Below are 13,140 nucleotides of genomic sequence, written 5' to 3'. Positions count from 1 at the left end.
CGGCGCCCGGTACCGAGCACAACCGGATCCGGAACAGGCGCCGAACATCGAAGCCCGCCCCGGACGACACCCCACCCCGGCACCGACCCCGACCCCGACCCCGACCCGAAGCCACCCCACCCGCACCCCGCCCAGCCAAGGCACCCACCCCACAGGGCAACCCCCACCCGCACCCCGCCCCGCAGGCGACCCCGCCACCCCCGAACCACCCGGCCAGGGCAACGTCAGCCCGCCTCCTCCCGGTACGCCGCCGCCTCCTCCAGGTCCAGGCGCCGCAGCAGCGCCCTGAGCATCTCGTCGTCGATGCGGCGGCGGTCCCGGAGGGAGACGAAGACCTCGCGTTCGGCCTGGATCATCTCCCGCGCCAGCCGCCGGTAGACGTCGTCCGCCGACTCCCCCGTCACCGGGTTGACCTCCCCCAGCCGTTCCCACACCGCGTTGCGCCGCCGTTCCAGGACCGTCCGCAGCCGGTCCGCCAGCGGTGGCGGCAGGGTGCTGTTCGCCGGGTCCCGCAGCAGCTCCGCCAGCCGTTCCTCCGCCGCCCGCGAGGCCTCGCTCTGCGCCTGCGCCTCCGCGAGGGTCTCCGCCTGCGCGTCCCGCGGCGGCAGCTTCAGCACGCGGATCAGCGGCGGCAGCGTCAGCCCCTGCACGACCAGCGTGCCGATGACCGTCGTGAAGGTGAGGAAGAGGAGCAGGTTCCGGTGCGGCACCCCCATCGGCACGGAGAACGCGATCGCCAGCGAGACGACCCCGCGCATGCCGGCCCATCCCACGATCGCCGGGGACTTCCAGTCGGTGTCCGGCTCCCGGTGCCGGATCCGCTGTGACACCCACCTCGGCACGAAGGTCGCCGGGAACACCCACACGAACCGCGCCACCACCACCGCGAGGAACACCACGAGGGCGTACCAGGCCGCGGCCACCCCCTCGTACTCCCCCAGCCCCTTCAGCACGACCGGCAGCTGGAGCCCGATCAGGGCGAAGACCACCGATTCCAGCACGAAGGCGACCACCTTCCACACGGCCTCCTCCTGGAGCCGCGTCGCGAAGTCGACCTGCCAGTTGCGGTGCCCCAGGTACAGCGCGACGACGACCACCGCCAGCACCCCGGACGCGTGCACCCGCTCCGCCGCCGCGTACGCCACGAACGGGATGAGGAGGGACAGGGTGTTCTGCAGCAGCGGCTCCCTCAGCCGCTTCCTCAACTGGTGGATGGGCACCATCAACAGCAGGCCCACCCCGACCCCGCCCACGGACGCGATCAGGAACTCCACGATCCCGCCCGCCCAGCCGGCGCTCACCCCGACCGCGGCGGCCAGCGCCACCTTGTAGGCGGTGATGGCGGTGGCGTCGTTCACCAGGGACTCGCCCTGGAGGATCGTCGTCATCCGGTTCGGCAGTCCCAGCCGCCGGGCGATCGCCGTCGCCGCGACGGCGTCGGGCGGCGCGATCACCGCGCCCAGCACCAGCGCCACCGGCAGCGACAGCCCCGGCACGACCAGGTAGGCGACGTAACCGACGGCGAGCGTCGCGAAGAGCACGTAACCCACCGACAGCAGGGCGATCGGCCGTACGTTGGCCCGCAGGTCCAGGTACGAGCTGTCGACCGCCGCCGTGTGCAGCAGCGGCGGGAGCAGCAGCGGCAGCACGATGTGCGGGTCGAGGGCGTACGAGGGCACTCCCGGTACGTACGCCGCGACCAGGCCCGCCGCGACCAGCAGCAGAGGCGCCGGCACCGGCGTGCGCCGGGCCGCCCCCGCCACGGCGGCGCTCCCGGCCACCAGCGCCACCAGCGGCAATACCTCCATCGAAGATCCACCCTCCTCCGTCGTCACCGTCGTCCCGCCCGCACCCCGGCCGTAACCTGGCCATCATGAGCGAGTGCACCCACGTTGCCGAACTGCCGCGCCCCGAGCCGGTCCCGCAGGCGCTGACCTGCCCGGAATGCGAAGTGCTCGGGAGCCATCCCGTACAGCTTCGGTTGTGTCTCGGCTGCGGGTACGTGGCGTGCTGCGATTCCTCCCCCCACCGGCACGCCACCGCCCACCACCACGAGAGCGGCCACCCGGTGATGCGGAGCTTCGAGCCGGGCGAGACCTGGCGCTGGTGCTTCGTCGACGGTTCCCTGGTCTGAGGAGCCGGGTTGGATCATCCGGGGACGACGGTTCGATCGCCGGGAGCGGGGTAGGTCAACCCTCCGCCGGTTCCCCAGAATTGGGCCCGCAGACCTCTAGCCACTGTGCGTACTCGTAGGCTTACCATCAGTCACCGCACTTGGCGGGGTCGGCCCGGTCGCTCCAGAGCGGGCTCATGAGGGGTGCCGCGACACGATCGCCCGGATCGCGGTAGCGTCACCGGCGAACAGAGCTCGTACCACCTTGGAGGTGAGGGTGTCCCAGATCGCAGGCGAGCCCGGGACCCAGGACTTCGTGGAAGTCCGGCTGCCGGCTGCGGGTGCCTACCTGTCGGTGCTGCGAACGGCCACGGCCGGACTCGCGGCACGTTTGGACTTCACCCTCGACGAGATCGAGGACCTCCGCATCGCGGTGGACGAGGCCTGCGCGATCCTGCTCCAGCAGGCCGTGCCGGGCTCCGTCCTCAGCTGCGTCTTCCGGCTGATCGACGATTCGCTGGAAGTGACCGTCTCCGCCCCGACCACCGACGGGCGGGCGCCGGAGCGCGACACGTTCGCGTGGACGGTCCTGTCGGCCCTGGCCGGCAAGGTCGAGGCGACGGTCGAGGAGAACAGGACAGTGAGCATCAGCCTCTACAAACAGCGCGGCGCGGGACCAGGCCCGGCGTGAGCGGCGGGGAGATCCCGGTGCGGGGCGGGGATCGGCCCCGGGTGAGGCACGAGGTCGACGGCGGCATCCCGGAGCAGCAGCACGCCCGGCCGCACCCGGCTGACGCGGATGCGGAAGACGGCTTTTTGGACTCGGCGGAGCGACGGGCGGGCCCTATGAGCGAGAACCAGCACGACCAACCACTGCCACCGGAGGCTCAGGCACCGGAGGCCCAGGCACCGGAGGCGCCGGCCGCCCCCCTGGCGGTTCCGGATCCGCGGGACCGCAGCGGCGCGCGGGCCCTGTTCTTCGAGCTGCGGCAGCTGCCCGAGGGATCACCCGAGCGGGCGGAGCTGCGCAACCGGCTGGTACGGATGCACCTGCCGCTGGTCGAGCACCTGGCGCGGCGCTTCCGCAACCGCGGCGAGCCGCTGGACGACCTGACCCAGGTCGCGACCATCGGTCTGATCAAGTCGGTGGACCGGTTCGACCCGGACCGCGGGGTGGAGTTCTCCACGTACGCCACACCCACCGTGGTGGGCGAGATCAAGCGCCACTTCCGCGACAAGGGCTGGGCGGTACGGGTCCCCCGGCGCCTGCAGGAGCTGCGGCTCTCGCTGACCACGGCCACGGCGGAGCTGTCCCAGCAGCACGGCCGCTCCCCGACGGTGCACGAGCTGGCCGAGCGGCTCGGGATCTCCGAGGAGGAGGTGCTGGAGGGGCTGGAGTCGGCGAACGCCTACAGCACGCTCTCCCTCGACGTGCCGGACACCGACGACGAGTCGCCGGCGGTCGCGGACACCCTGGGCTCGGAGGACGAGGCGCTGGAGGGCGTCGAGTACCGGGAGTCCCTCAAGCCGCTGCTGGAGGGGCTGCCGCCGCGGGAGAAGCGGATCCTGCTGCTGCGCTTCTTCGGCAACATGACCCAGTCGCAGATCGCGCAGGAGGTCGGCATCTCGCAGATGCACGTCTCCCGGCTGCTGGCCCGCACCCTGGCCCAGCTGCGGGAGAAGCTCCTGGTCGAGGAGTAGCGGGGCCCGGGCGGAAGGGCCCGGGAGAACCGGCCGGGCCCGGACTGCCGGGCCCGGGCTACCGGGTCTGGTCCCCGGGCCCGATGCCCAGTGCCTCGGTCGCCGTCGGGTTCACCAGCAGCGCGGCGACGGCCACCGCGGCCAGGGCCAGGGCCACCGCGGCGACGGTCATCGCCCCGCCGGTGGTCCACAGGGTCCAGGCCACCGGCAGCGCCATCAGCTGGGTGATCAGTGCCGGGCCGCGGCTCCAGCGGCGGCCCAGGCGCAGCCCGCGCGCCGCGATCAGCGGGAGCGCGGCGAGCGCGAGCAGGGTGAGCCCGCCGGTCTCGGCCTGCTGCGGGGAGTCGGGGTCGCCGGCGATGCCGACGAACAGCATGTAGACGCCGAGCCCGGCAAGGGCCAGGCCCTCCAGCGCGGTCAGTACGGCGGCGGCGGTCAGCTGGCCCGGCAGCGCTGCGGACTCGGGGGCGGCGGGGGCTGGGGAGGTCGGCTTCTTGCTCACCCCAGCAGGGTAGCCGCGTGCCGGAGGGCCCGGACGGTACGGTCGGTATGGGGCGCATATGGAGGGGTGGGTAGTCTGGCGCTCATGCGCGCTCTCCTCGTGGCCAACCCTGCAGCGACGACCACCAGTGCGCGCACGCGCGACGTCCTGACCCATGCCCTCGCCAGCGAGATGAAGCTGGAGGCGGTGACCACCGAGTACCGGGGGCACGCGCGCGACGTCGGGCGCAGGGCGGCGCGGGAGGGTTTCGACCTGGTGGTGGCGCTCGGCGGTGACGGCACCGTGAACGAGGTCGTCAACGGGCTCCTGCACGACGGCCCCGATCCGGAGCGGCTGCCGGGGCTGGCCGTGGTGCCGGGCGGCTCCACGAACGTGTTCGCCCGTGCGCTCGGACTGCCGAACGACTCGGTCGAGGCGACGGGTGCCCTGCTGGACGCGCTGCGGGAGAACCGCGAGCGGACCGTGGGCCTGGGGCTGGCGGCCGGCGTCCCGGGGAGCGAGGACGAGTCCGTTCCGGAGCGCTGGTTCACCTTCTGCGCGGGCTTCGGTTTCGACGCGGGCGTGGTGGGGCGCGTCGAGCAGCAGCGGGAGCGCGGCAAGCGTTCGACGCATGCGCTGTACGTGCGGCAGCTGATGCGCCAGTTCTGGGAGGAGCCCAACCGGCGGCACGGCACGATCACGCTGGAGCGGCCCGGCGCGGATCCGGTGACGGACCTGGTGCTGTCGATAGTCTGCAACACCTCCCCCTGGACGTACCTGGGGAACCGGCCCCTGTACGCCTCTCCGGAGGCGTCGTTCGATACCGCACTTGACGTACTGGCGCTCGACCGTTTGTCAACTCCGGCCGTCGCCCGGTACGCGACACAGCTCCTGACCTCGACTCCTGAGCGGGGCCCGCACGGCAAGCATGCGGTGTCCCTGCACGATCTGACCGACTTCACCTTGCATTCGAAGGTTCCGCTCCCCTTCCAGATGGACGGGGATCACCTCGGACTGCGCACCAGCGTTCGGTTCACAGGCGTACGCCGTGCACTGCGTGTGATTGTGTGAGTGGAAGGGCCTAAAGTCCTTTCAGTCGAACGTTTACACGCCAGTCCACCCCTAGGAACTAGGGCTGTGACCTAGTAGACACCGACGAATCCAAAAAAACTTTCCGGAAGGGGTTGTATCCCCGTCCGAGGTTTGCGAATCTCTACATGGCGATCGGGACAGCCCGCACAACCCGGCACCCACACAGACCGCCAGAACCCCTCCACGAATCTTCGGACCGCACCAGGCGACTGGGCGTCGGCCCTTCCCTCACGGGGGGATTCGTGAAAGCGTTCACATTCACAAGCAACCTGCCCGCAATACAAGGAGATGGAGCAGCCATGGACTGGCGTCACAACGCCGTTTGCCGCGAGGAAGACCCCGAGCTCTTCTTCCCCATCGGCAACACCGGTCCTGCGCTGCTGCAGATCGAGGAAGCCAAGGCCGTCTGCCGCCGTTGCCCCGTCATGGAGCAGTGCCTGCAGTGGGCGCTCGAGTCCGGCCAGGACTCCGGCGTCTGGGGCGGTCTCAGCGAGGACGAGCGCCGCGCCATGAAGCGCCGCGCCGCTCGCAATCGGGCGCGTAACGCCACCGCCTGACATCGACTTTCGAGCCTCGAGCCGCAGCGCGTAGTACCCATATAAGCGCTCAGCAACGTGCTCTCGAGCCCCGGACCGGGAACCCTCGGTCCGGGGCTCAGTGCTGTGCCGCCCCAGCGCCCCGACGGCCCGTCACCCTGCGTGACGGGCCGTCGGCGTCACTTCTGCGGGCTGGCGGGGATGTCGAGGACGACCCTGGTGCCGCGCGGCTCGACCCGGACCATGTCGAAGGTGCCGCCGAGCTCGCCCTCCACGAGGGTCCGTACGATCTGCAGCCCGAGGTTGCCGGCCCGCTGGGGGTCGAAGCCCTCGGGCAGGCCGGACCCGTCGTCGACCACGGTGATCAGCAGCCGGGAGTCCTCGCGGCCGGTGCCGGACCGGCTCGCCGACACCTCCACGGTGCCGCCCTCCCCGTGGGTGAAGGCGTGCTCCAGGGCGTTCTGCAGGATCTCGGTCAGCACCATCGACAGCGGAGTGGCTACCTCCGCGTCCAAGATCCCGAACCGGCCGAGGCGCCGGCACTGCACCCTGCCGGGCGAGATCTCGGCGACCATCGCGATCACGCGGTCGGCGATCTCGTCGAACTCGACCCGCTCGTCGAGGTTCTGCGACAGGGTCTCGTGCACGATCGCGATCGAACCGACGCGTCGCACCGCCTCGTTGAGCGCCTCGCGGGCCTGGGGCGAATCCATGCGGCGGCCCTGGAGCCGCAAGAGGGCGGCCACGGTCTGGAGGTTGTTCTTCACCCGGTGGTGGATCTCCCGGATGGTGGCGTCCTTGGTGATCAGTTCACGTTCGCGACGGCGCAGCTCGGTGACGTCGCGGCACAGGACGAGGGATCCGATCCGGGTGCCCTTGGGCTTGAGCGGGATGGCGCGCAGCTGGATGACCCCGCCGTTGCCCTCGACCTCGGTCTCGCGCGGGGCCCAGCCGCTGGCGAGCTTGACGAGGGCCTCGTCCACCGGGCCCCGGGAGGGGGCCAGTTCGGCGGTGGTGGTGCCCAGGTCCTGGCCGACCAGGTCGGCGGCGAGGCCGAGGCGGTGGTAGGCGGAGAGGGCGTTGGGGGACGCGTACGTCACCACGCCGTCGGCGTCGAGCCGGATCAGGCCGTCCCCGACGCGCGGGGAGGCGTCCATGTCGACCTGCTGTCCCGGGAAGGGGAAGGCGCCCGCGGCGATCATCTGGGCGAGGTCGGAGGCGGACTGGAGGTAGGTCAGCTCCAGCCGGCTCGGTGTACGCACAGTGAGCAGGTTGGTGTTGCGGGCGATCACGCCCAGGACGCGGCCCTCGCGGCGGACGGGGATCGACTCGACGCGGACGGGTACCTCCTCGCGCCACTCCGGGTCGCCCTCGCGCACGATCCGGCCCTCGTCGAGGGCGGCGTCGAGCAGCGGGCGGCGGCCGCGCGGGACGAGGTGGCCGACCATGTCGTCCTGGTAGGAGGTGGGGCCGGTGTTGGGCCGCATCTGCGCGACGGAGACGTACCGGGTGCCGTCGAGGGTGGGGACCCAGAGCACGAGGTCGGCGAAGGAGAGGTCGGAGAGCAGCTGCCACTCCGAGACCAGCAGGTGCAGCCACTCCAGTTCGGCTTCACTGAGAGCGGTGTGCTGGCGTACGAGGTCGTTCATGGAGGGCACCTTGCGAGCGTACCCCGGGTACGGGGATGACTTTCCCCACGGCGAATACTCAGGAGTATCCAGGAGGGGCACAGTCCGCGTACTGTTGGAGGAAGTGACGGGTCAGCAGACCCCTCCATTGGATGGACAGGACAGATTGGTCTAGTCCACAATGGCTCCATACTTCCGTCCTCCCCGCACAGGAGGACGGATCGAGGTGGCCGCGCGTTCTGCCCTGACCGCGTAGGCGCCTTGCAACGGCCGCCGGGCACCGCACACCCTACGGCCGTGAGTACTCCGGGCTACGGTGCCGGGTGGGCTGAGGGTCCCGCCCTGCACCGTGGCCCAGAGGAATCCCCCTCGGCGGGACGCCCCCTCGTGCGGATCCCCCGGCGGCGCTAACCCGGCCAGGCCAGCAGCGCCCGCTCCGCGACCGCCTCCAGCTCTTCCCGGCTCGCCCCGTCGCACGACTGCTGGGACATCCCCTGGAGCACCGCCCCGGCGAAGCGGGCCAGCGCCCGCGCGTCCGTTCCGGCGGGCAGCTCGCCGCTCGCGACATCGGCCTCGATGCGGCGCTCGAACAGTTCCAGGTTGGCGTTGCGGCGCTCGCGCAGGGCCTCGGCCACCTCCCGCGAGGTGGTGTTGGCGGCCGCGCTGATCACCATGCAGCCCGGCGGGTGGGCGGGGTCGGCATAGATCCCGGCCGCCTCCCGCAGGATGCGGCCGATGGCCGCGCGGGCGGTGGGCTCCTCGGCGAGCGCCACGTCCGCGAAGTGCCCGTACCGGCTGCCGTAGGCCAGCACGGCCTCGTCGAAGAGCTTGCGCTTGTCGCCGAAGGCCGCGTACAGGCTGGGGGCGCCGATGCCCAGCTCGCGGGTCAGGTCCGCGATGGACGTGGGCTCGTAGCCCCGCTCCCAGAAGGTCAGCATCGCCTTGTCGAGGGCTGCCGCCCGGTCGAAGGAGCGGGGCCTGCCGCGCTGTCCTGTCACCATGCGGCGCATTCTATAGCGGCCGCTAGGGAATCGGTGCGGCCCCCTTGGACCGGGTGCGCACGGGAGCGGGGGCGCCCCCCGGACATCGGGACCACCATGGAAGAGGGAGGGCGGAGGGCCGCCTTCCGCAGGCGGGCTCTGCTAGATTGGTCTATACCACAAGCGACCATCCCTTCCTCCCTCTCAGATCGGCAGGCCCAGCGTGGAAGTTGTCATCGTCCCGGACGCCCAGGCAGGCGGCGAGCTCATCGCGGAGGCCATGGCCGCCCTGGTCCGCCGCAAGCCCGACGCCCTGCTGGGCGTGGCGACCGGCTCTACCCCGCTGCCCGTCTACGAGGCCCTCGCGGCCAAGGTCAGGGCCGGCGAGGTCGACGCCTCCGAGGCCCGGATCTGCCAGCTCGACGAGTACGTCGGCCTGCCGGCCGGACACCCGGAGTCCTACCGCGCGGTCGTGCTCCGCGAGGTCGTCGAGCCCCTCGGCCTGACCGAGGCCTCCTTCATGGGCCCCGACGGCTCCGCCGATGACGTCCAGGCGGCCTGCGAGGCGTACGACCGGGCCCTCGCCGCCGCCGGCGGGGTGGACCTCCAGCTGCTGGGGATCGGCACCGACGGGCACATCGGCTTCAACGAGCCCTGCTCCTCGCTGGCCTCCCGCACCCGCATCAAGACGCTGACCGAGCAGACCCGCGTGGACAACGCGCGCTTCTTCGACGACGACCTGGAGCAGGTGCCGCACCACGTCATCACCCAGGGCATCGGCACCATCCTCGACGCCCGCCACCTGGTCCTGCTGGCCACCGGCGAGGGCAAGGCCGAGGCGGTCGCCCAGACCGTCGAGGGCCCGCTGTCGGCGCTGGTCCCGGCCTCCGCGCTCCAGCTGCACCGGCACGCGACCGTCGTCGTGGACGAGGCGGCCGCCGCGAAGCTGAAGCTGGCGGACTACTTCCGCCACACCTACGCCAACAAGCCCTCCTGGCAGGGCCTGTAACCCCGGGCGGAAAACGGGAAGGCCGGGCCCCCCTCCTCGGGGGCCCGGCCTTCCCGCGTCCAGGCCGTCTCTTCCGGATCTAGCCGCGCCCGGCGATGACCTCGGCCGCCGCCCGCCCGCACACGCGGGAGGCCCCGTGCGTGGCGATGTACAGCGCCCCGCGCGGCTCGGCGCGCGGCAGGCCCATCTCCACGACCACGGTGTCCGGCCTGGCCTCGACCAGCGCGTCCAGGACCTCCGTCATCCACGGGTGCCGGTGTGCGTCGCGGACCACCGCGACGACGGTACGGTCCCCCGCGGCCGCCAGTACGTCGGCGGCGGCGGAACCCTCGGGGTAGACGCCCGAGCCGGTCCCCGGGACCAGCCCGGCCAGCTCCGCGGCCACCCCCCACGGGGTCTCGTCGCCGACCGCGATGTTCGCGACGGGCGCGAGCGTGGCGACGTACGGGGCGCGGACCGGAGCCGTGCGGCCCGATACGGCCAGCGCGCGGCGGGCCGCGGTCAGGCCGATGCCGGACGCGCCGCTCCCCTCCCGCGGCGCGTCCGGCCGGGACCGGCGGGTCCACTCGGCGAGGGCGCGCACCCGTCCGGCGGCGTCGGCGAGCCGCTCCTGCGGGAGCACGCCCTCGCGTACGGCGGCGACCAGCGCGTCGCGCAGTCGCAGCACGGTCGCCTCGTCGGCGAGGCCCCCGCCGACGCAGATGGCGTCGGCGCCGGCCGCGATGGCGAGCACCGAGCCGCGCTCGATGCCGTACGTCCCGGCGATGGCGTTCATCTCCATGCCGTCGGTGACGATCAGGCCCTCGTAGCCCAGCTCCTTGCGCAGCAGACCGGTGAGGATCTGCGGGCTGAGGGTGGCGGGGCGGGTGGGGTCGAGAGCGGGCACCAGGATGTGGGCGCTCATCACGGCCTTGGTGCCGGCCTCGATGGCGGCCTTGAACGGGATCAGCTCGCGGGCCTGGAGGGTGTCCAGGTCCACGTCGATGCGGGGCAGCGCGTGGTGCGAGTCGACGTTGGTGTCGCCGTGGCCCGGGAAGTGCTTGGTGCAGGCGGCGACGCCGGCGGCCTGGAGGCCCTCGACGTACGCGGCGGTGTGCCGGGCGGCGAGGGCGGTGTCGGCGCCGAAGGAGCGGACGCCGATGACCGGGTTGCCGGGGTTGGAGTTGACGTCCGCGGAGGGGGCCCAGTTGAGGTTGACCCCGCATTCGGCGAGGCGGCGGCCCAGCTCGCGGGCGACCTCGCGGGTCAGCGCGGTGTCGTCGACGGTGCCGAGGGCCAGGTTGCCGGGGAAGGACGAGCCGTCCCGGACCTCCAGGCGGGTGACGTCGCCGCCCTCCTCGTCGATGGCGACGAGTACGTCGTCCCGTACCCCCCTCAGCTGCGCGGTGAGCGCGGCGAGCTGCTCGGGCGAGGCGATGTTGCGGCCGAACAGGCCGACCGCGGTGAGGCCCTCGCCGACCAGGCGCAGCAGCCAGGCGGGGGCGGTGGTGCCCTCGAAGCCGGGCTGGAGCACGGCGAGCGCGTCGCGGGTCAGGGTGTCCGGGCGGTGCGCAAGGACAGTCATGGGCCGTTATCCCTTCACGGCGCCGGAGGTCATGCCGCCGACGGCCTTGCGCTGGAGGAAGATGAAGATCACCAGGACGGGGATCGCGAAGATCGAGGAAGCGGCCATGGTGGCGCCCCAGTCGTTGCCGAAGGCGGTCTTGAACTGGGTCAGCCACAGCGGCAGGGTCTGGGCGGACTTGTCCTTGTTCAGGATCAGGACCATCGCGAACTCGTTCCAGGCGGTGATGAAGCCGAAGAGCGAGGTGGACATCAGGCCGGGGGCCAGCAGCGGGAAGATCACCTTGCGGAAGGCCTGGCCCCGGGTGCAGCCGTCGATCTGGGCGGCCTCCTCCAGGGTCACCGGGACGGCGGCGATGAAGCCGCGCAGGGTCCAGATGGTGAAGGGGAGGACCATCACGAAGTAGATGGCGGTGAGCAGGCCGATGCTGTTCAGCATCTCGGCATCCCGGGCGATCATGTACATCGCGATGACCATGACCTCCCAGGGGGCCATCTGCGCCATCATCACGCCGAGGACGAGGCCCTTGCGGCCCTTGAACTTCATGCGGGCGATGGCGAAGCTCGCGGCGAGGGCGACCAGCAGGGCCAGCAGGACGGCGCCCACGGTGACCACGAGGCTGTTGGCGACGTACGTCCAGAAGCCGTCGACGCCGGTGGCCTTGCCGAAGTTGTCGAGGGTCGGGGTGAAGACGAAGACCGGGTCCTTGGTGAGGATCTCGCCGTTCGGCTTGAGGGCCGAGGAGAACATCCAGTAGACCGGGAAGACGAAGACCAGCGCCAGGAGCAGCGCGCCGAGGTTCTTGGCGACGGCCGCGGGGCGCAGCGGCCGGCGGGTGCGGAGCCGCTGCGCGGGCTCGTTCGGGGCGGCGGTGGTGCTCACTGTTCCTCCTCCTGCTTCAGGATCAGGCGGAAGTAGAAGGACATGACGACCAGCAGGATCAGGATCGTCAGGACGGAGATCGCGGCGGCGAGGCCGTAGTGGGCCTGGCTCTGGCCCTCGACGTAGGCGAAGACCGGGAGGATCTCGGAGGCGCGGTCGGGGCCGCCCTTGTTCATCGCGTAGACCTGGGTGAAGGCCTTGAAGACCCAGATCACCTCGAGGAAGGTGGTGACCAGGAAGAAGGGCTTCAGGTTGGGGAAGACGACCTTCCAGAAGGTCTGCCAGCCGTTGGCGCCGTCCATGCGGGCGGCCTCGTACAGCTCGGCTCCGACCGTGGTGAGGCCGGCGTACATGTTGAGGGCGACGAAGGGGATGGAGCCCCAGACCACCAGGAGCGTGACGATCGTCAGGGTGGACAGGCCGGTCTCGAACCAGTTGTGCTGCTCGTAGCCGGAGAATCCGATCGTGCGCATCACCCAGTTCATGACGCCGAACTGCTCGTCGAACAGCCAGTAGAAGACCTGGACGGAGGCGACGATGGGCATGGCCCAGGCCATCACCAGCGCCATCGACAGGACCAGGCGCATCCACTTGCCGAGCCGGTTGAGCAGGATGCCGATGAGGCTGCCGATCACCATGATCAGCGCGACGTTGGCGAAGGTGAAGACGAAGCTGCGGACGACGACGGTCCAGAAGTTGGTGTCGCCGAGCAGCTGGGTGTAGTTCTCGAGTCCCGCGAAGGGGTACTTCCGCTGGATGAACTCGATCTTGTTGATGTCCTGGAAGGACAGGATCACGTTCTTGATCAGCGGGTACAGCAGCAGGAGCGCTATGGCCGCCACGGCGGGCAGCACCAGCAGGTAGGGCACCCACCCCGAGGGGAGGTGCCTTCTGCCCCCGCGAGGAGACGTATCACCGGGGCCGGGGCCGGTCTTGGCGGTGGGCGCCTTCGGCGGCCGTCCGGCGGACTTGTGTGGTGCGTCCTGTGGAGCGCTGGTCGCCGCTCCCTGGGAGTGCACGGTCATGGGCTTGGCTTCCTCGCGGTTGACTGTGGAGTCAAATGCGCGACCGGGGGGGGGGGGGGGGGGGGGGGGGGGGGGGGGGGCCGCCCCGCCGGCCCCCCCCCCCCGCGGGGTTGGGGGTTTGTTCGGCGG

The 13,140-nt window shown here is 71.4% G+C and carries 13 protein-coding genes; 6 read left to right on the top strand and 7 right to left on the bottom strand.

The window, feature by feature from the left end; all coding sequences use genetic code 11:
- Nucleotides 1-224: 224 nt before the first annotated feature.
- Nucleotides 225-1,808 (bottom strand): Na+/H+ antiporter, encoded by a 1,584-nt coding sequence (locus tag ACZ4WZ_RS33455; protein ID WP_467896821.1) that lies wholly within the window; start codon nucleotides 1,806-1,808, stop codon nucleotides 225-227.
- A gap of 65 nt (nucleotides 1,809-1,873) precedes the next feature.
- Here ACZ4WZ_RS33455 and ACZ4WZ_RS33450 point away from each other — a divergent pair, with 65 nt between their 5' ends.
- The 3 genes from ACZ4WZ_RS33450 to ACZ4WZ_RS33440 all read left to right on the top strand — a co-directional run bounded on the left by ACZ4WZ_RS33450 (nucleotide 1,874) and on the right by ACZ4WZ_RS33440 (nucleotide 3,814).
- Nucleotides 1,874-2,134 (top strand): UBP-type zinc finger domain-containing protein, encoded by a 261-nt coding sequence (locus tag ACZ4WZ_RS33450; protein ID WP_467896819.1) that lies wholly within the window; start codon nucleotides 1,874-1,876, stop codon nucleotides 2,132-2,134.
- Nucleotides 2,135-2,390: 256 nt separating this feature from the next.
- Entirely contained in the window at nucleotides 2,391-2,804 is a 414-nt protein-coding gene (locus tag ACZ4WZ_RS33445) for an ATP-binding protein (RefSeq protein WP_030012703.1), read from the top strand.
- A gap of 17 nt (nucleotides 2,805-2,821) precedes the next feature.
- Nucleotides 2,822-3,814 (top strand): RNA polymerase sigma factor SigF, encoded by a 993-nt coding sequence (locus ACZ4WZ_RS33440; protein WP_467896817.1) that lies wholly within the window; start codon nucleotides 2,822-2,824, stop codon nucleotides 3,812-3,814.
- A 58-nt stretch (nucleotides 3,815-3,872) separates the two neighbouring features.
- Here ACZ4WZ_RS33440 and ACZ4WZ_RS33435 read toward each other — a convergent pair whose 3' ends face one another.
- Entirely contained in the window at nucleotides 3,873-4,316 is a 444-nt protein-coding gene (locus tag ACZ4WZ_RS33435; protein ID WP_467896815.1) for a hypothetical protein, read from the bottom strand.
- Between the two features lie 84 nt (nucleotides 4,317-4,400).
- On the opposite strand from ACZ4WZ_RS33435, the gene ACZ4WZ_RS33430 reads away from it, so the two are divergent.
- Nucleotides 4,401-5,366: a diacylglycerol/lipid kinase family protein gene (locus ACZ4WZ_RS33430; protein ID WP_467896813.1), complete on the top strand. Its 966-nt coding sequence runs from the start codon at nucleotides 4,401-4,403 to the stop codon at nucleotides 5,364-5,366.
- A gap of 320 nt (nucleotides 5,367-5,686) precedes the next feature.
- On the top strand, nucleotides 5,687-5,944 hold the full coding sequence (locus tag ACZ4WZ_RS33425) for a WhiB family transcriptional regulator (protein ID WP_004937597.1): 258 nt from the start codon (nucleotides 5,687-5,689) through the stop codon (nucleotides 5,942-5,944).
- Nucleotides 5,945-6,102: 158 nt separating this feature from the next.
- Here the strand turns inward: ACZ4WZ_RS33425 and ACZ4WZ_RS33420 are convergent, their stop codons facing one another.
- On the bottom strand, nucleotides 6,103-7,572 hold the full coding sequence (locus tag ACZ4WZ_RS33420; protein WP_467896810.1) for a sensor histidine kinase: 1,470 nt from the start codon (nucleotides 7,570-7,572) through the stop codon (nucleotides 6,103-6,105).
- A 386-nt stretch (nucleotides 7,573-7,958) separates the two neighbouring features.
- Complete coding sequence (locus ACZ4WZ_RS33415) at nucleotides 7,959-8,552, bottom strand: TetR/AcrR family transcriptional regulator (protein ID WP_467896808.1); 594 nt, start codon at nucleotides 8,550-8,552, stop codon at nucleotides 7,959-7,961.
- Nucleotides 8,553-8,754: 202 nt separating this feature from the next.
- On the opposite strand from ACZ4WZ_RS33415, the gene nagB reads away from it, so the two are divergent.
- Nucleotides 8,755-9,540 carry a glucosamine-6-phosphate deaminase gene (gene nagB, locus ACZ4WZ_RS33410; RefSeq protein ID WP_467896806.1) on the top strand — a complete coding sequence of 262 codons (786 nt, stop codon included), beginning with the start codon at nucleotides 8,755-8,757 and terminating at the stop codon, nucleotides 9,538-9,540.
- Nucleotides 9,541-9,619: 79 nt separating this feature from the next.
- Here nagB and ACZ4WZ_RS33405 read toward each other — a convergent pair whose 3' ends face one another.
- The 3 genes from ACZ4WZ_RS33405 to ACZ4WZ_RS33395 are packed head-to-tail and all read right to left on the bottom strand — an operon-like array spanning nucleotide 9,620 to nucleotide 13,011.
- Nucleotides 9,620-11,104, bottom strand: coding sequence for a glycoside hydrolase family 3 protein (locus ACZ4WZ_RS33405; protein WP_467896804.1), 1,485 nt, complete (start codon nucleotides 11,102-11,104; stop codon nucleotides 9,620-9,622).
- A gap of 6 nt (nucleotides 11,105-11,110) precedes the next feature.
- Nucleotides 11,111-11,929, bottom strand: coding sequence for a carbohydrate ABC transporter permease (locus tag ACZ4WZ_RS33400; RefSeq protein ID WP_467896823.1), 819 nt, complete (start codon nucleotides 11,927-11,929; stop codon nucleotides 11,111-11,113).
- 53 nt (nucleotides 11,930-11,982) lie between these two features.
- On the bottom strand, nucleotides 11,983-13,011 hold the full coding sequence (locus ACZ4WZ_RS33395) for a carbohydrate ABC transporter permease (protein ID WP_467896802.1): 1,029 nt from the start codon (nucleotides 13,009-13,011) through the stop codon (nucleotides 11,983-11,985).
- Nucleotides 13,012-13,140: the final 129 nt, after the last annotated feature.

Source organism: Streptomyces sp. NPDC029122 (assembly GCF_055569445.1).
The sequence above is the reverse complement of the archived record's forward strand: the minus strand, read 5'-3'. Positions and strand labels throughout refer to the sequence as shown.